We start from the raw sequence: 16,726 nt of genomic DNA on the forward strand, positions 1-16,726 counted from the left end.
AAAAGCTTTTGGAAAGGGCCGTTGGGTTAGAGGAAACGATCAGGCTGTGGTTCTTGCGGCAGCTTGATTGCTTAAGAAACTTAAAAACTCGAAGCAAATCAGTAAGGATTTCGCGATTTCAGAAGAAAACGCTGGCAATTTATGAGAAGATAAAAGAAGAAAAAGATAGCAGCGACGATCCGCACGGAACAATAGCGAGAAAGCGGACAAAAAAGCGCATCAAATTTTTTGAAAATCGAGACGGAAATGGGGAGTATCATGAAAGACGTAAAAATTATTTTTTTCGATGTTGATGGCATACTGATCGATATGAGCAAAAAGCAAATTTCTGAAAGAATGTTAGCCACATTAAAAGCCTTGAAGAAGCAAGGGATCCTGTTGTGCATTGCGACTGGCAGAAGTCCCATCGCGTTGCCGCAATTTGAAGGCGTGACCTTCGATGCGTTTTTGACCTTTAACGGATCGTATTGTTTTAATCAAGCCGAGGGGATCCACCAAAACCCCATTCCTAAAAAAGATGTTCAGCAAATCATTGAAAATGCCACGGCACTAAAGCGTCCAGTAGCGATCGCTACGAAGGACCGAACGGTTGCCAATGGCAAAGATGATGATTTAGTTGAGTATTTTTCCTTTGCCCACCAAGAAGTGATCGTGGCAGAAGATTTTGATGAGGTGATCCAGCAGCAAGACATTTTCCAAGTGATGCTTGGCTCAGGGAAAAAAGACTACGCCAAAGTGATGGCAAATACCACGGAGGCGAAAATCACCGCCTGGTGGGATCGCGCAGTCGATATTATTCCAGCCAGCAGTGGGAAAGGAAGCGGCATTGCCAAAATGCTGGCTTACTATGGCTTGGATAAATCTGAAGCCATTGCCTTTGGCGATGGCAACAATGACATTGAGATGCTGGAGGCAGTCGGCTGGGGTCTCGCAATGAATAATGCTTCGGATGAGTTAAAAGCAATCGCCGATGAAGTGATCGGTCACGTAGCCGAGGAAGGCATTTATCATTACTGCTTAGAAAACGGGCTGCTGGGTGAAGTCGTGCAGTGATGGGCAATGCTTCAGTTGCTGTTGCCCGTTAAGAACATGCGCAGCCAGGATCGCTACTGCGTGTCTGTTTGATCAAATAAAAAAACTGTTTCCGAAGTGCATTAGAGAAACAGTTTTTTTTATATAGTTGTTTAGCAATGTGTAAGGTTTACAGCGCCTCCACCGCTTCGATCGCCTGATAGACTTTTTCGGGTGTGATCGTAGGATCGATCAAAATAAAGGTTTCTTCTTCTTTGACAGCATAGGTCAGAACCGAGGCGAAGTAATCCCGATCAAGGCGTGTCACGTGGAGATCCTTCAGCTTCATTGGCAAGTGCAAAGCTTCGTAAAATGGCCGTAATTCTTCAATCACATCAAAATCATTGGTATAGGCAAGCTGGACCCAAATGCAGTAGGCGACTTTATTGCCGTGCAAGACACTATGGGTCTCACTCAAATAAGACAAGCCGTCATGCAGCGCATGCGCACCAGACGTGCGGCCAAATTCGACTGCAAAACCACCAACTTCGCCTGCCAAAGCAATGATCGCATCGGTGATACGGGCGAAGGCGGGGGTCAGCTGCCCGACTTCTAGGTCTTTGACGGCTTGGATCGCATCGGCAATCAACAAGTTTTTGATCAAAAGAGCGCTTTGGAAACCTAGCCGTACTAAGGCAGTCTTGTCGTCTTCTGCCATGTTGCGGACGATGGCTTCCATTTCATAATATTTGGCTAACGTATCAGCGATCCCCGCGATAAAGTAATCAACGGGTGTAGCTAGTAAAAAACGGGTGTCGACGATCGTCATGTAGGCACCTTTTTTGGCATAGTCGATTTTACAAATCGTATGATCAGGGTAATAGGCGACGATCACAGGGGTAAAGGGTGCACAGTTAGAAACCAATGTAGGGATCACGATCAATTCTGCGCCAAGGGTTTGGGCGGTGATTTTTGCTGTATCAGCGACTTTGCCGCCGCCGATTGCCACCACGGCATCCGCTTGCTGGATCGCTTCAGCTAAGGCTTGCGCATTTTCATAACTCGATGATCCATCGTAGCGGTAGATCGGGTAGTCAAATGAATGGGGGTAATAGGCTGAAAACACATCGAATGACTGCTCCCCAGTGATCACAGCAACTTCTTGGAACTCACTTAAGTACTCTGGCAAATCAGCTAAGACCCCATCGCCAGTAATATACCGATTAGGACCTGGACGGACTTCATTGGCTAACATCAAACAAACACTCCTTTATAATCGTCAGAATTTTCTAATCAGTGTATCGCGAAAATGCCCTGACTGTCAATTTCCTTTTGGCAAAAGAAACAGAAAACAGCCGATCTGCCTTGAGAGCAAATCGGCTGTTAATGATGAATCGGGAGGCATGCTCCAAAAATGTTAGGCCCAGTTTTGGCGAATAAAGCCAGCTCGTCCTGAGCCTTCGCTATAAGCATTGTAATGGGCTGCATTTTTTTTGTAAAAATCTTGATGGTAGTCTTCTGCAGGATAAAAAGGTTCTGCTGGTTCGATCTTCGTTACGATCGGACGGTCAAAGCGGCCGCTAGCTTGCAACTGCGCCTTTGATTTTTCCGCAACCGCTTTTTGTTCTTCACTATTGTAAAAAATCACTGGACGATAGGAATCACCACGGTCGGCAAACTGACCAAACGCATCCGTGGGGTCTGTCTGCTGCCAATAGATGGCAACCAATTCTTCATAAGAGATGACCTCAGGATCAAAGGTGATCTCAACTGCTTCGGTGTGACCGGTGGTTCCTGTCGTTACTTGTTGGTAGGTTGGGTTAGGCACATGGCCGCCAGTAAAGCCAGAAACCACTTTGAGGATGCCTGGCTGCGAGTCAAAAGGTTTCACCATGCACCAAAAACAACCGCCAGCAAAAATTGCCGTATCTTTCATAGGTATTCCTCCTTTGCTTCTATGGTATGCTTCTAGTAGAGAAAAACAAGAGATATGCTTGTAAGAAGGAAAAAAGCAGAAAATGAGTTCTTTACGAGAAAACAAAATGAGAAAGAGAGGCACAACCAATGTTAGATAAATCAATTCCATATGCAGAAATCTGGATGAAACGAGCGCACAAAAGCACACCGATCCAGCCTGTTCAATCCGATAACTATTCATTACGCAGCTACCAAGTAGGAGACGAAAGGCACTGGGCACGGATTGAAACATCCGTCGGAGAGTTTGACAATGAGGCCGAGGCATTTGCGTATTTTGAAAAGGAATTTATGCCCGAGCAAGCACAGCTAGGCCAACGAATGTTTTTTGCCCTTGATCAATCAGGTACACCGGTCGGTACGGCTACCGCTTGGAAAAAAGCCAAGCAAGACGGCACACCGGTTCCACTAGTCCATTGGGTAGCAGTAATGCCGCAAGCTCAACGTCAAGGAATCGCTCGCGGCTTGGTCACGCAAGTCGTTTCTGTCTTGGAGGCAGCCAACGAGCCGATGTATCTTCATACGCAAACCTGGAGCCATGCAGCAATCACGCTGTATCAGCAGCTCGGATTTGTGATCATTGCAACGGATATCAATGGGAATGAAAATCCAGAATATCCGCTGGCTTGTCAAGTATTGGCAGAAGTTGCTCAAAAAGCCAGAAACGAGTAAGAGATGGCGGCGGCAAAAATCCGTTAATTTTTCGTAAAACTCTTGCGTAAAAGGCGGCAGGTGTCGAATTTAAGTCTGTAAAAATTCTCCTTTTTCAAGTATAATACCAAAGGAGTATGAGGAAGGATGGGCGAGATGGCACAGCTTTTTTTTAAATATGGCGCAATGAATAGTGGGAAAACGATCGAGATACTGAAAGTTGCTCACAACTATGAAGAACAAGACAAACCAGTCGTGATCATGACAAGTGGATTGGACACGAGAAGCGGTGTGGGAAATGTTTCGAGCCGCATCGGCTTAGAACGAGACGCGATCCCGATTTTTGATGAAACGGATCTGTTCCATTTGATCAAAGACCTCGGTTACAAACCTTATTGTATTTTGATCGACGAAGCACAGTTCCTAAAGAAGCATCACGTGCTGGCTTTCACCAAAATCGTGGACGAGCTAGGTATCCCTGTGATGGCCTTTGGTTTGAAAAATGATTTCCGCAATGAATTATTTGAAGGCTCAAAATACTTGCTGCTTTACGCAGATAAAATCGAAGAGATGAAAACCATCTGCTGGTTCTGTCATAAAAAAGCAACCATGAACTTGCACTATATCGACGGAAAACCCGTTTACGAGGGCGACCAAGTACAAATCGGCGGTAACGAAGCGTATTATCCTGTTTGCCGCAAACATTACTTTCACCCGGGAATGAAAAAAGAAGGAGAATAATCAATGTACGATCAGTTACAAGCAATCGAAGACCGTTACGAAGAATTAGGCGAATTACTTAGTGATCCAGCCGTGATCTCTGACACCAAACGCTTCATGCAGCTTTCAAAAGAAGAAGCCAATACACGGGAAACGGTGGAAGTCTACCGTCGTTACAAAGAAGTCGTTGAGGGAATCAAGGATACCGAAGAAATGCTTGGGGAAAACCTTGATGCGGAAATGGCAGAGATGGCCAAAGAAGAACTCTCTGACTTGAAAAAAGAAAAAGATGTTTTAGAAGAACGCATCAAAATCTTGTTATTGCCAAAAGATCCGAATGATGACAAAAACATCATCATGGAGATCCGTGGTGCAGCAGGCGGCGATGAAGCAGCCTTATTTGCTGGCGATCTTTTCAATATGTATCAAAAATATGCGGAAAACCAAGGCTGGAAAGTCGAAGTCATGGATGCCAACGTCACTGGGATCGGCGGCTACAAAGAAGTCATCATGATGATCACTGGCGACAACGTCTTTTCAAAATTGAAATATGAGAGCGGCGCCCACCGAGTGCAGCGGGTACCGTCTACCGAATCACAAGGCCGAATCCATACGTCTACGGCAACGGTCGTGGTTATGCCCGAAGCTGAAGAAGTCGAAATCGATATCGCAGACAAAGATATTCGGACCGATATTTACCATGCCTCTGGTGCTGGTGGTCAGCACGTCAACAAAACAGCTTCTGCTGTTCGTCTGACGCACTTGCCAACAGGGATCGCTGTTGCGATGCAAGATGAGCGTTCACAGCTGAAAAACCGTGAGAAAGCGATGAAAGTCTTGCGGGCACGGGTCTATGACCAAATGCAGCAAGAAGCACAAAGCGAATACGACGCAAACCGTAAATCAGCAGTGGGTACCGGCGATCGTTCTGAACGGATTCGCACCTATAACTTCCCGCAAAACCGCGTAACAGATCACCGTATCGGGTTGACTATTCAAAAATTGGATCAAATTTTAGCTGGAAAACTCGATGAAATTGTTGATGCACTGATCGTTTACGATCAAACATCAAAATTAGATGAGATGCAAAATGGCTAAAACCTATCGAGAAGTCCTTTCACGGGCTTCTTCTTTTTTAGAAACGAAAGGGCTGGACGGGTATGCGATCCAATACCTGTTTTTACAGCGAAAAAACTGGCAGCAACTCGATTGGCTGCTGCAGATGGACCAACCCATCTTAAGGGAAGATGAGGCACAGATCGCAGCAGATCTTGAACAGCTGTTGCAGCATGAACCACCGCAATATTTATTAGGGTATGAAGAATTTTATGGGCATCGCTTAAAAGTGACCCCTGCAACCTTGATCCCGCGTCCAGAAACCGAAGAGCTGGTGGAAAAGTGTTTGGCAAAATTACCAGCAGATCAGCCGCTGCGAGTCGTAGACATCGGCACAGGTACTGGAGCGATCGCCATTGCCTTGAAATTAGCACGTCCCCAGTGGACCGTAAGTGCCGTGGATCTTTCAGCAGAGGCATTAGCCGTTGCTAAAGAAAATGCGGCAACCTTAGACGCAGAGATCCGCTTTTTCCAAGGAGATACCTTAGAACCCGTGGCAGATCAGCAATGGGATCTGATCGTTTCCAACCCGCCGTATATCAGCGCTGAAGAGTGGCCGCTGATGGATATCAGCGTAAGAGAAAAAGAGCCTAAAATGGCGCTTTTTGCACAAGAACAAGGATTGGCGATCTATAAGCAATTGGCACAGCAAGCACCGAATTGTTTGGCGCCTAACGGGCAAATGGCGCTAGAAATCGGCTTTCAGCAAGGATTAGCTGTTCAACAGCTTTTTGCAGCCGCTTTTCCCAACAAAGAAGTCACTGTAGTAAAAGATCTTGCGGGTCAAGACCGGATGGTGTTCGTCAGTCATCCACAAGATGTGGATAAATAAATTTTTTTGCTACAGAAAAATTGCAAAAACCTTATGAAATGAACGACTTCTAAATAAACCGAGTTATAAACAGGGTTATCCACACTTGACAAACGACTTATCCACAAAATGTGGAAAAGAAACGAGAAAATGTTGATAAGTGTGGAAACTTCTCAAAAAAGGATGTGGATAAATTGTGGAAACAAAAATTTTTGATCAAACACAGTTGAACGAAGCAGCAGCTATTTTAGCTGAGGGGGGATTGGTGGCGTTCCCGACGGAAACCGTCTATGGACTAGGGGCTAGCGCGCTTTTGCCCACGGCTGTTGCGCAAGTATATCAAGTCAAAGGGCGACCTAGTGACAACCCTTTGATCGTTCATATTGCCGAGCCAGAGCAGTTGGAACCGTTTGTGGATAACAAGCATCCTTTTGCTGATAAATTGATGGAAACTTTCTGGCCTGGGCCCTTAACCTTGATCTTTTCGATCAAAAAAGACAGTTTACCTAGCATTGTTACTGGCGGCTTATCCACAGCGGCTTTTCGGATGCCAAACAACACCAAGACGTTAGCGTTGATCAAACAAGCCCAACAGCCATTGGTTGGCCCTAGCGCGAATACTTCTGGTAAACCAAGCCCAACATCAGCTGCGCATGTTCAGCATGATCTGGCAGGCAAAATCGCTGGCATCTTGGATGATGGGGTGACGCAGATCGGTGTCGAATCAACGGTCTTAGATTTGAGTGACCCAACGGCGCCGCCGATCATCTTACGTCCTGGTGCGATCTCTAAAGAACAGCTTGAAGCAGTTTTACAAACAAAAGTCCTCGTCGATCAGCACTTAGTAACAGAAAGTGAAGCACCCAAAGCGCCGGGCATGAAATACAAGCACTATGCACCGAATACCAATGTCCTGATGGTCAATGACCAAGATTGGCCGGCAGCCATGGCTTGGGCAAAAGAACAACAGTTTAAGGTAGGGGTTTTAGCTGGACCAACGATCGCCGAGCAAGTCCGCTTTGAAGCTGCAGCCATCTATTTATTTTTTGATGACAGTGTGGAAGCCGCGACAAAAGGGCTGTTTGCTGGTTTACGGGCGTTAGATGAATCGATTGCTGAGTTAGATGTCTTATTTGCACCCACGTTTCCAGAAAGCGGCTTAGGGGCTGCTTATATGAATCGGTTGAAAAAAGCTGCAAATCAAAGTTTCTTTCAAGAAAATTAGCAAAAAACCAGAATTCATTATAGGTAGCTTATGAAGAAATGTGATACAATGCTACCATTAAGGTAAAGGGGTGTTGTAAGCATGGATTATCAAACGTTTGATCCCGAATTGTGGCAAGCGATCGAAAAAGAAACGAATCGTCAACAAAACAATTTGGAATTGATTGCGTCTGAAAATATCGTTTCAGAAGGTGTAATGGCTGCGCAAGGTAGTATTTTGACAAATAAATACGCTGAGGGTTATCCAGGTCGTCGTTACTATGGCGGTTGTGAATTTGTTGATGTGGTAGAAAACTTAGCAATTGAACGGGCGAAAAGTATTTTCGGTGCGGCATATGCCAATGTTCAACCGCATTCTGGTTCTCAAGCCAACACAGCAGCTTATTTAGCGTTGATCGAAACAGGCGATACAGTATTAGGGATGGATCTTTCCGCAGGCGGTCATTTGACTCATGGCTCACCAGTGAATTTCAGCGGCAAGACCTATAATTTTGTTAGTTATGGTGTTGATCCTGCAACAGAAGTCATCGACTACAATGTCGTTCGTATTTTGGCGCGTAAGCATCAACCGAAACTGATCGTTGCTGGTGCCAGTGCTTACTCACGTACGATCGATTTTGCGAAGTTCCGTGAAATCGCTGATGAAGTTGGCGCAAAATTGATGGTGGATATGGCGCATATCGCTGGTTTAGTAGCGGCTGGTCTTCATCCAAACCCAGTTCCTTATGCGGACATCACGACTTCTACGACCCATAAAACATTACGCGGCCCTCGAGGCGGCTTGATTTTAACAAATGATGAAGACTTAGCGAAAAAAATCAATAGTGCCGTTTTCCCTGGTATCCAAGGCGGCCCATTAGAGCACGTGATCGCAGCGAAAGCTGTTGCTTTTAAAGAAGCACAAGATGAGTCGTTCAAAGAGTACTCTGAGCAAGTCATCCGCAATGCACAAGCAATGGCGAAAGTCTTCAACCAAGCACCACAAGCCCGCTTGGTCTCTGGTGCAACAGACAATCACCTATTATTGATCGATGTGCGCGGCTTTGATTTGAACGGCAAAGAAGCAGAAGCTTTGCTGGATCAAGTCAATATCACCGTCAATAAAAACTCGATTCCTTTCGAATCACTAAGTCCTTTCAAAACGAGTGGGATTCGCGTGGGGACACCAGCGATCACTAGTCGTGGCTTTAAAGAAGAAGATTGTGTCGAAGTGGCGAAATTGATCGTCAAAGTTTTAGAAAAACCAAATGATGAAGCCGTTTTGGCAGAAGTCACGGCGCAAGTCAAAGAATTGACGGACAACTATCCACTTTATAAAAATAAATAAAAGGGGACTGTGACAGAAGTTAAGGTCAGACAAGACGTCTCAAGCGTTTTTCCTGCGCTACAGCTCTTTGATCACCGAAAGTGAAAAAGGGGCTAGAATGAACGCAGAGGCGTGTTACATGCCGTCTTGTCTCCTTCCTTCTAACACAATCCTTTTTTTGAGGAAAAGCAGTATTGCCTGTGGCAGATGGTTGTAACAAGAGCCGATTTGCTTTAAAATAAGAGAAAAACCAAAGGAGATTTTTTTAAATGGGTAAATTTCAAGTAATCGATCACCCGCTGATCCAACACAAATTAACAATGATCCGCGACAAGAACTGTGGAACAAAGGTTTTCCGTGAAGTTGTTAATGAAATCGCAATGTTGATGGCGTATGAAGTGTCTCGCGACATGCCGCTTGAAGATCTAGTGATTGAAACACCAATTGAAGAATCAACACAAAAAACACTATCTGGTAAAAAGGTAGCGATCATTCCGATCCTGCGTGCAGGTCTAGGCATGGTTGATGGTATCCTTGAATTGATCCCAGCCGCAAAAGTTGGTCATATCGGGATGTACCGTGATGAAGAAACGCTAGAACCACACGAATACTTCGTAAAATTACCTGAAGACATCGATGAACGTCAATTATTTATCGTTGACCCAATGTTAGCTACGGGCGGTTCAGCGATCATGGCGATCGACGCACTGAAAAAACGCGGCGCTTCAAACATGAAATTCGTCTGCTTAGTTGCTGCACCAGAAGGCGTGAAAGCATTGCAAGATGCCCATCCAGATGTTGACATCTATACTGCAAATCTTGATGAACGCCTAAATGAACACGGCTATATCGTTCCTGGTTTGGGCGATGCCGGTGACCGTCTATTCGGTACAAAATAAATCAATACAAATAAGACAAAGGCAACTGAAGTTTTGCCTCGTCAATGATGCCATGGAAGAAGATCGACAGCCAAAACGGTTCGATCGGTTATCCATGGCTTTTTTTAGCTTTTCATAAAATCAGACAATGAAAAAAGGAGAAAATCAACTGATTTTCTCCTTACATAAACGGGTTATAGTTTGGTTAATTGTTTGTAATTGATGATCAATACACCATTACTTTGCGAAACTAATTTCTGGTTTTCTGGGGTTTCGTTCAGCTCGACCACCGCAGAGTTTTTCAACTGCTTTGTGATGGTACCAGTTTGTTTCTTCCCATGGAACGTGAACATGACAGGAGTAGCGACCTCAAACGTTGAACCTTCTTGTGACGGGACAATTGTTGTTTCGAATTTACCAAATGTTGCCATGTAAAAACCTCCTTGATACTTCTATTATATCACAATTTTCGGAAAATTTCAGTAAGTAGATTTTTTTCAGCAGACCTCTTTACAAAACAACCGTTTTTGCATATAATTTTCTTTGTGCCATACAACGCCAGCTTAGCTCAGTTGGTAGAGCAACGCACTCGTAACGCGTAGGTCACAGGTTCGAATCCTGCAGCTGGCATAAGAAATGAAAAACCATGAATCTTCTTTTAGAGGATTCATGGTTTTTCTTTTGCATGCGATAAGTAATCTCAATTTTTTCTGGTTTACCCGGTAACTGTTTTTATTCGCCCATTAGCATTACATGGCATGTCCTATTTCGCACACGATTTTGATCGAAATCAACAAAATAGATATAGCCTACGGAACCGATCTCTAGCTTGCCGTTACTTAAAATAAAGCTTTCGCTTGCACCGAAAAAACTCGAGCGAATATGTGCATCGCCGTTTAAAATCGTTGCTGGATCTGTTGGGTAGTTTGGATCGTCCAGACTCATCAAAAATTCTAAATGCTTTGGTCCAGGATAACGGTAATCGGTATTTTCTGATAACTCACGAGGAATAATCTTATCGAGAATTCGGTTTAAATCAACTTGAAGAAATTCATCTCCGTTAAAGTCTGTATCATGCATGTATTCTTCAAAGATAACCGAACAGGTCGTATGAGGAGACTGTACGAGACAGATTCCATTTGAAATTCCACTTTTTTCAACCATCGTTTTCACTTCTTCTGTGATGTTGTGGTAAGACACTCGATTCCCGTTAGAAGTTAACGTCAGTTGCTCTTTTAAAAATTTCACAGTGTTAATCCTCCTTTTTATACTTCACCGCTTGTTTGATCATTTCTGTAAGGGTTTGAACTGGATCTTCTGCTTGCACAATGCCGCTTGTCCCCCCAGTGCCATCAGCCCCTGACGACAAAGCTTTTTCAACATCGGCAGCACTAGATATACCAGCTGCCTGCAGAATTAGGATTTCTGGATCAATTTCACGAACAACACGATTTGTTTCCGTCATGTATTGAAGATCACTGGTTTGTCCTGTCCCAATTAGTTCTGTTGGCTCGCAAACCATCACATCGGGTTTTAGGGAAGCTGCGGCTCTTGCTTCAGTCAATGAATTCGCACAAACAATTGTTAAAATTCCCAATTCATTTGAGCGTTGCATCGCTTTAGTCAGTTCTTGCAATGTCATGGGGTGTTCAGCATGGTTTAAAAAGGTAGCTTCAGCACCGGCTTCTGCCACTGCTTCGGGTAAAACATAACCCATTCCTCGACCGATTTCGATTCCGTCTAAATGTTGAACAGTGATGAATAAATGTGTTGTTGCCTGTTTAATTAGAGAAACGTCTGCTTGTTGCACAGTAAATAGAATGTCGATGTCATATAAAGACGACAACTCATCAGCAGCTTTTGCCAATGCCAATGCTTGTTTTCCATAAAGATAGGCTTTGGGATTGACGACAAAGAATGGCGTTCTTAAAGTTCTTTTTTTCATTAGCTTTCTCCTTCACGATAAGATTTGGTATGAAAGACTGTAAAATAGTGCTCGAGTGTCTTGGACATTCCATTGCTTGCTGAGTGAAGTAGATCGAAATAGTCATTTGGTTGATTTTTGTGAATTTCATTCATAGCAGCAGTGACGAAGTCCGTAAAAATATTTATTTTACGGATACCTTCTAAGGCACATTTTTCAAGGTTTTCATCGCCAGAAGAGGATCCGCCATGCAGAACAAGAGGAACATTGACGGCATGGTGTATTTCATTTAAAACGTCAAAATTTATTTTGGGTATCCCTTGATAATGTCCGTGAGAGGTGCCAATAGAAACTGCCAACGAATCAACACCGGTTAATTTGGCAAATGCAACAGCCTCAGAAGGTTCTGTGTAAATAGATTGACTATTTAGGGCTGATTCCAGACTGTTTTCCGACCCAACGTGCCCGATTTCCGCTTCAACAACGACACCATTTTTATGAGCGTAATCGGCGATCTCCTTTGACCGACGGACATTTTCTTCGAATGACTCCTCAGAAGCGTCAATCATTACGGAAGTAAAACCTAAATGAATGGCTCTTTTGATGACCTCTTCATCGGTACCGTGATCTAGGTGCAGAGCGATAGGTGTAGTGCTTTTTTTTGCTAAAAATTTTCCAATCATGGCAGCCTCTTCTAAAGTCAACATGTTCATATGGGATTGAGCGAAGGCCAATATCAAAGGTTTGTTCAAACTTTCAGCAGTTTCCGCGTATGTTCTTGCACTAGTTAAGTCGAAAAAATTTGCTGCGGGTAATGCATAGTTGTGTTTTTCTGCATGTGCGAATAGTTCTTTTGTTGTGACCAACATAGGGCATTCTCCTTACTCTTTGATTTTCTTTTCGATTTCCGCGTACATCTCTTCTGTACCAATCCCTGTTAAGAGCGGTAGCCCCATAATTACACGATCTTTGATTGAGTCTGGAACAACCGTTGTACTCACCACGATGTCATAGTTATCAATTTTATTCATCTCATCTGCCACTTTGGATTGATACAGTTTCACTTGATCAGTTAATCCTTTTTCTTTCAGCCATTCTTTTACCTTATTTGTTACAATCGTTGAAGTTGCAACACCTGTGCCACACATAATCAGTAATTTTTTCATTATCATTTCCTCCTATTATTTCGATGTTTGTTTCTTGGGACGAATTTTATTTACATAAATCAATCCAAACAAAACAGAGACGCCAATTATGGCTAAACCGCCCCAGCTTAATATTTTGGTTAAGCCGACATAAAGGAATGTGGTCCATAAACCACCTTCAGCCATAGCAGTGATCATAGAGTTTCCTTGTAGATCAAAGTTTGCGGATCGAGCAGCAGTAGTGACAAGCGGTGCTGCCCACGAAGTAATATATAGAATGCTTACCATATAAATCGTTCCAGCAATTACTGTTCGAATGATGTTTCCTCCAAAAATAGCAGCCATCAAGCAAATCAGAAAGGGAATAGTTGCTAAATCACCAAAAGGCAAGGTCGTATTGCCTGGTAGAACTACGGCTAACAAAATAGTGATCGGAACTAAAAGCAATGAGGAAGATAGGACAGCTGGATGACCAACCGATAATGCTGCATCCATACCGATGTAAAGCTCTCTTCCAGGAAACCGTTTTTTGACGAATTCATTTGCAGATTCAGAAATAGGCGTTAGACCTTCCATCAGTAAAGCCACCATTTTGGGCATCAAAACCATCACAGCGCCTGTTTGGACGGCTAATTGGCCGACCCCTGCTGTGTCATATCCGGCAAGTATTCCCATGATGAGACCAATCAAAAAGCCCATAACAGTAGAGTCGCCAAAGACACCAAATTTTTTCTGAATGGTTTCTGGATCTGCTTTCCAATCTTTTAGTCCTGGAATATGATCAAAGAGCCAATTCATCGGTAGTGCAAAGATGAATCCTGGTGCGGCGGTACCATGAGGAAAAGTAATATTAGGAAACCCGTAGAACTTATTAATGATCGGACCTAAAATATCTCCCATTAAAAGAATCATCATCAAATAGATGACGGTCGCCGCGATCCCCATTGCAAAATCTCCAGTGAGGGCATAAATCAGAGAAGAGATGAAGGCTGCGTGCCAAATATTCCAAATATCTACATTCAATACTTTAGTCAGCCCTAAAATGATGAGTAGAACATTTAGGACCACACCAATCGGAATCGCAAGACTTCCTAAAATCGTCCCGTAAGAAATTGCCGCTGCGGCAGGCCATCCGACATCAATCGTTGTCAAATTTAATCCTAAACGTTCGACCATATGCTGTGCTGCGGGACCCAAACTGCTGCTTAGAAGGTCAATCACCAAATTCAATCCAACAAACCCAACACCAACAGTTAAAGCTGAAGTAAAGGCTTTGCTAGGTTTTGTCCCCAAAATTATTCCAAAAATAAAAATTAAAATCGGCAAAACAACGATTGAACCTAGATCAACGAACCACTGTAATGCATTTAACATAATTGTTCCTCCTTTTTATTGCAGTCCATTTTTTTCAATAATCGAAAGATACGCTTCTTTAGTCGTTACTGAGGATAGGGCTTCCAAAACCCCTGGTGTTTGAAACATAGAGATAAGATTTTGCAGCATACCCAATTGCTCATGTGGTTCCTTCAGTGCAAGCATGAACAACAGGGATACATCGATTTTCTTTTCTTGTGAACCCATTTCAATAAATGAAAGGGGAGAGGCAAGTGACATAAAAGCGACTTGGGATCGTAAAACAAATTTGCTGTCCGTGTGTGGGATCGCTACCCCAATGCCGTTGATTTTTAAACCTGTAGGAAAGGTTTCTTCTCGCTGTACGATATTTTGATAGAACTGATCATTTACACAATGAGTTTTGATGAGTTCGTCTGCTAATAGTCGAAAAGCTTCCTCTTTTGTTTTAGAATCTTTTTCAAGTAACACGATTTGGTGATCAAAAAACATGATCAATTTCCTCCTCTTAACAATCTTTGATACAGTTCTTCTTGCGTTTGACTATTAACGATCCATTGAATTTCTTCGGCTGAGTTAAACAATCCGTAAATCGAAGCGATCAACTCTTTTGCCTCGATCATGTTTTCTTCAGCAATCGCAAGCAAAACAATTAGTTGGATTTTTGTGTCTCCCCAAGTAATTGGCGCATCGAGGGTGAGAAAAGCAAGTTTTGTTTCTTTCACTGTATGTGGATCAGCATGTGGAATGGCTACTCCCGTCTTTAATCCAGTGCTTCCTAGTTCCTCTCGTTCAAATAGAGAATGCTTAAATTTTGTTGTAACAAGCTTTTTTTTCAGATAATCATCTGCTAAAAAATCCAGTACATCTTTTTTTGTTCGAAACTTTTTTTTGACAAAAAGGAAAGTAGGATCTAAATATTTTTGTAATAAAGTCGTTTTCTGGTATTTTTTTGAGTAAAAATTTTTCTCATTCTCATTAAGATTAGATATCTTTGCTGAGATTCTTCCTATTTCTTCGGTAGTAGGAAGCGGCGAAATATAAATAACTGGCGGTGCTGTAATGTCCAATGGAATAGTTGATATGATCAGATCAACAGTCTCAAGAGATGTACTGGCCAGTTTACTTAAAGGAATGATCTCCAATACGGTATCAGCAGCGATCGTCTGTTTGATACGGTTAAAAATCAACTCCGATGTAGCAAAACCTGATTGGCAAACAATTAGTATATGGTTAGTAATTTTTATCTTTTCAAAGGCTAACTGAAAATGGATCGTCAGAAAAGAGACTTCGTCTTCTGTTAATAAGATTTGAAATCGCTCCTCCAAATCTCCAATTGCATATTTGGTCAATGTATACATTGTTGAGTATTGTTTTTTGATACTTTTTATCAGTGGGTTTTTCAATAAAATGCCTGTCTTTGATCGATGGATCATGGGAACGATATGAGCCAATAATGTTTGCAGTAATAATTTATCTTGTGTCAGATCTGCGTTTAACATATGTGACATTTTTTGAATAATTTGTTTCGTACAATTTGTGATAATAGATTCGTGAGGCTCATCCATTTGTCCAAAAGGTTCGATACCGTGTGCTAATAACAGGGAACATACATATTGAATATCTGTATCACTAAATTGAACAGGTAGTTGCTGTTGGATCATTTCAGAAAAATCGACCGCGATCATATAGAATTTCATTCGTCTAAGTTCGTCAAATACTAGATGCTCTTGTTTTTCAATGTGTTTATCTATAAGAAGTCTTGAAAGAAAAATTCGCAATGAAAGCTTCAAGGATTCAATAGAATAATTATTGACTGGATGACCGATTGTTTGAGTCATATCTGAGACAAATTTCTTCGTTAATTCAAGTACCTTAGAGTCAAAGAGATTGCTCACCAAAAGATTTTCACTGGCTTTGGCGTCGGTATACTGCTCTAAAAAAGATTTGAATACGTTTTGAGTAGCAGATTCAACTGAGGTTAGCTTGAGTCCACTAGTAGTCATTTTTGTAGATACGTGATGGAATCGACAGAAAGCAACGATTTCATCAACATCTTTCTTTATTGACTGGTTGCTAATATAAAAATATTCAGAGAATTCCTGATAGTGCATTGGCTTTACTGAAAACAGATAGTTAGCGAAAATAAAGATTTTACGATAATTAGGTGAAAATAGTTCGAGTTTAGTCTCTTTTTTTGCTAACAATCGATAACCATTCTGTTTCGCTGATTCAAAACCAGATAAAAAGATTCCTTTTCTTGGTACTTTTTTGATAGCTAGTCCCGAATCTTTTAGTTTCTTTTCTAAAGTCGTTAAATTGTTATAAACCGTTTTTTGGGATACATTTAACTGCTTTTGAAAAAAAGATGCAGGGCGAAACTCCTTTTGTTCTAATAGCAATTGCAACAGTAGCTGTTCTCGATTACTTAAAATCATTGGTTCACCTCCGGAAGCGCTTCCTTAATTGTATTCTAGTGAAATTATATGGTGGCGTAAATAACATTTCATTACCACATTAATGTGGTAAATACGATTGTCGTATATCAATTTATATTTTGTAAAAAGTAGTCATTTGTTGCTATTTATTTGAAACGAAAACTAGGCGGGGATC

The 16,726-nt window shown here is 42.4% G+C and carries 18 protein-coding genes and 1 tRNA gene; 9 read left to right on the forward strand and 10 right to left on the reverse strand.

Going from position 1 to position 16,726, the window contains the following annotated elements; translation table 11 throughout:
• Window positions 1-258 precede the first annotated feature (258 nt).
• Entirely contained in the window at window positions 259-1,053 is a 795-nt protein-coding gene (locus tag IGJ05_RS15370) for an HAD family hydrolase (RefSeq protein ID WP_438725343.1), read from the forward strand.
• Between the two features lie 148 nt (window positions 1,054-1,201).
• On the opposite strand, the gene IGJ05_RS15375 is transcribed toward IGJ05_RS15370, so the two are convergent.
• A complete protein-coding gene (locus IGJ05_RS15375; protein ID WP_266166509.1) occupies window positions 1,202-2,266 on the reverse strand; it encodes an iron-containing alcohol dehydrogenase family protein in 1,065 nt (354 codons plus the stop codon).
• Between the two features lie 162 nt (window positions 2,267-2,428).
• Window positions 2,429-2,947, reverse strand: coding sequence for a peptide-methionine (S)-S-oxide reductase MsrA (gene msrA, locus IGJ05_RS15380; RefSeq protein WP_005227878.1), 519 nt, complete (start codon window positions 2,945-2,947; stop codon window positions 2,429-2,431).
• Between the two features lie 128 nt (window positions 2,948-3,075).
• Between msrA and IGJ05_RS15385 the strand changes: the two genes are divergently transcribed.
• The 7 genes from IGJ05_RS15385 to upp all read left to right on the forward strand — a co-directional run bounded on the left by IGJ05_RS15385 (window position 3,076) and on the right by upp (window position 9,712).
• Window positions 3,076-3,657, forward strand: a complete 582-nt coding sequence (locus tag IGJ05_RS15385; protein ID WP_266166510.1) for a GNAT family N-acetyltransferase — start codon at window positions 3,076-3,078, stop codon at window positions 3,655-3,657.
• Between the two features lie 135 nt (window positions 3,658-3,792).
• On the forward strand, window positions 3,793-4,377 hold the full coding sequence (locus IGJ05_RS15390; RefSeq protein ID WP_005227882.1) for a thymidine kinase: 585 nt from the start codon (window positions 3,793-3,795) through the stop codon (window positions 4,375-4,377).
• Between the two features lie 3 nt (window positions 4,378-4,380).
• Window positions 4,381-5,454: a peptide chain release factor 1 gene (gene prfA / locus IGJ05_RS15395; protein ID WP_005227884.1), complete on the forward strand. Its 1,074-nt coding sequence runs from the start codon at window positions 4,381-4,383 to the stop codon at window positions 5,452-5,454.
• Window positions 5,447-6,304 carry a peptide chain release factor N(5)-glutamine methyltransferase gene (gene prmC / locus IGJ05_RS15400; RefSeq protein ID WP_081116876.1) on the forward strand — a complete coding sequence of 286 codons (858 nt, stop codon included), beginning with the start codon at window positions 5,447-5,449 and terminating at the stop codon, window positions 6,302-6,304. The genes prfA and prmC overlap by 8 nt, the downstream gene beginning before the upstream one ends.
• A 175-nt stretch (window positions 6,305-6,479) precedes the next feature.
• Complete coding sequence (locus IGJ05_RS15405) at window positions 6,480-7,508, forward strand: L-threonylcarbamoyladenylate synthase (RefSeq protein ID WP_005227888.1); 1,029 nt, start codon at window positions 6,480-6,482, stop codon at window positions 7,506-7,508.
• 81 nt (window positions 7,509-7,589) lie between these two features.
• A complete protein-coding gene (gene glyA / locus IGJ05_RS15410; RefSeq protein WP_005227890.1) occupies window positions 7,590-8,834 on the forward strand; it encodes a serine hydroxymethyltransferase in 1,245 nt (414 codons plus the stop codon).
• A gap of 248 nt (window positions 8,835-9,082) precedes the next feature.
• A complete protein-coding gene (upp, locus tag IGJ05_RS15415) occupies window positions 9,083-9,712 on the forward strand; it encodes a uracil phosphoribosyltransferase (protein ID WP_005227894.1) in 630 nt (209 codons plus the stop codon).
• 173 nt (window positions 9,713-9,885) lie between these two features.
• On the opposite strand, the gene IGJ05_RS15420 is transcribed toward upp, so the two are convergent.
• Complete coding sequence (locus IGJ05_RS15420) at window positions 9,886-10,122, reverse strand: hypothetical protein (protein ID WP_005227896.1); 237 nt, start codon at window positions 10,120-10,122, stop codon at window positions 9,886-9,888.
• A gap of 126 nt (window positions 10,123-10,248) precedes the next feature.
• Here IGJ05_RS15420 and IGJ05_RS15425 point away from each other — a divergent pair.
• Window positions 10,249-10,321: transfer RNA gene (locus IGJ05_RS15425), tRNA-Thr, on the forward strand.
• A 102-nt stretch (window positions 10,322-10,423) separates the two neighbouring features.
• Here IGJ05_RS15425 and IGJ05_RS15430 read toward each other — a convergent pair.
• Genes IGJ05_RS15430 through IGJ05_RS15460 form a run of 7 tightly spaced genes read right to left on the reverse strand, consistent with a single transcriptional unit; the run spans window position 10,424 to window position 16,551 of the window.
• Window positions 10,424-10,939 carry a YjbQ family protein gene (locus tag IGJ05_RS15430; RefSeq protein WP_005227898.1) on the reverse strand — a complete coding sequence of 172 codons (516 nt, stop codon included), beginning with the start codon at window positions 10,937-10,939 and terminating at the stop codon, window positions 10,424-10,426.
• Window positions 10,940-10,943: 4 nt separating this feature from the next.
• On the reverse strand, window positions 10,944-11,636 hold the full coding sequence (locus IGJ05_RS15435; protein WP_249850389.1) for a triose-phosphate isomerase: 693 nt from the start codon (window positions 11,634-11,636) through the stop codon (window positions 10,944-10,946).
• Window positions 11,636-12,484 carry a class II fructose-bisphosphate aldolase gene (locus tag IGJ05_RS15440; protein ID WP_225001289.1) on the reverse strand — a complete coding sequence of 283 codons (849 nt, stop codon included), beginning with the start codon at window positions 12,482-12,484 and terminating at the stop codon, window positions 11,636-11,638. Before IGJ05_RS15440 ends, IGJ05_RS15435 begins: the two co-directional genes overlap by 1 nt.
• Window positions 12,485-12,496: 12 nt before the next feature.
• Window positions 12,497-12,781: a PTS sugar transporter subunit IIB gene (locus tag IGJ05_RS15445; protein ID WP_015510443.1), complete on the reverse strand. Its 285-nt coding sequence runs from the start codon at window positions 12,779-12,781 to the stop codon at window positions 12,497-12,499.
• A gap of 15 nt (window positions 12,782-12,796) precedes the next feature.
• Window positions 12,797-14,134 carry a PTS galactitol transporter subunit IIC gene (locus IGJ05_RS15450; protein WP_225001290.1) on the reverse strand — a complete coding sequence of 446 codons (1,338 nt, stop codon included), beginning with the start codon at window positions 14,132-14,134 and terminating at the stop codon, window positions 12,797-12,799.
• Between the two features lie 15 nt (window positions 14,135-14,149).
• Window positions 14,150-14,605, reverse strand: a complete 456-nt coding sequence (locus IGJ05_RS15455) for a PTS sugar transporter subunit IIA (protein WP_005233600.1) — start codon at window positions 14,603-14,605, stop codon at window positions 14,150-14,152.
• A gap of 2 nt (window positions 14,606-14,607) precedes the next feature.
• Window positions 14,608-16,551, reverse strand: coding sequence for a BglG family transcription antiterminator (locus tag IGJ05_RS15460; protein WP_270286829.1), 1,944 nt, complete (start codon window positions 16,549-16,551; stop codon window positions 14,608-14,610).
• Window positions 16,552-16,726: the final 175 nt, after the last annotated feature.

Source organism: Enterococcus sp. AZ167, from assembly GCF_051714025.1.
GTDB lineage: Bacteria > Bacillota > Bacilli > Lactobacillales > Enterococcaceae > Enterococcus_D > Enterococcus_D casseliflavus.

Excerpts from the sequence above, each read along its gene's own strand:
- IGJ05_RS15370 (WP_438725343.1), top strand. The coding sequence starts at position 259 with ATGAAAGACGTAAAAATTATTTTTTTCGATGTTGATGGCATACTGATC.
- IGJ05_RS15375 (WP_266166509.1), bottom strand. The coding sequence starts at position 2,266 with ATGTTAGCCAATGAAGTCCGTCCAGGTCCTAATCGGTATATTACTGGC.
- msrA (WP_005227878.1), bottom strand. The coding sequence starts at position 2,947 with ATGAAAGATACGGCAATTTTTGCTGGCGGTTGTTTTTGGTGCATGGTG.
- IGJ05_RS15385 (WP_266166510.1), top strand. The coding sequence starts at position 3,076 with ATGTTAGATAAATCAATTCCATATGCAGAAATCTGGATGAAACGAGCG.
- IGJ05_RS15390 (WP_005227882.1), top strand. The coding sequence starts at position 3,793 with ATGGCACAGCTTTTTTTTAAATATGGCGCAATGAATAGTGGGAAAACG.
- prfA (WP_005227884.1), top strand. The coding sequence starts at position 4,381 with ATGTACGATCAGTTACAAGCAATCGAAGACCGTTACGAAGAATTAGGC.
- prmC (WP_081116876.1), top strand. The coding sequence starts at position 5,447 with ATGGCTAAAACCTATCGAGAAGTCCTTTCACGGGCTTCTTCTTTTTTA.
- glyA (WP_005227890.1), top strand. The coding sequence starts at position 7,590 with ATGGATTATCAAACGTTTGATCCCGAATTGTGGCAAGCGATCGAAAAA.
- upp (WP_005227894.1), top strand. The coding sequence starts at position 9,083 with ATGGGTAAATTTCAAGTAATCGATCACCCGCTGATCCAACACAAATTA.
- IGJ05_RS15420 (WP_005227896.1), bottom strand. The coding sequence starts at position 10,122 with ATGGCAACATTTGGTAAATTCGAAACAACAATTGTCCCGTCACAAGAA.
- IGJ05_RS15435 (WP_249850389.1), bottom strand. The coding sequence starts at position 11,636 with ATGAAAAAAAGAACTTTAAGAACGCCATTCTTTGTCGTCAATCCCAAA.
- IGJ05_RS15440 (WP_225001289.1), bottom strand. The coding sequence starts at position 12,484 with ATGTTGGTCACAACAAAAGAACTATTCGCACATGCAGAAAAACACAAC.
- IGJ05_RS15445 (WP_015510443.1), bottom strand. The coding sequence starts at position 12,781 with ATGAAAAAATTACTGATTATGTGTGGCACAGGTGTTGCAACTTCAACG.
- IGJ05_RS15450 (WP_225001290.1), bottom strand. The coding sequence starts at position 14,134 with ATGTTAAATGCATTACAGTGGTTCGTTGATCTAGGTTCAATCGTTGTT.
- IGJ05_RS15455 (WP_005233600.1), bottom strand. The coding sequence starts at position 14,605 with ATGTTTTTTGATCACCAAATCGTGTTACTTGAAAAAGATTCTAAAACA.
- IGJ05_RS15460 (WP_270286829.1), bottom strand. The coding sequence starts at position 16,551 with ATGATTTTAAGTAATCGAGAACAGCTACTGTTGCAATTGCTATTAGAA.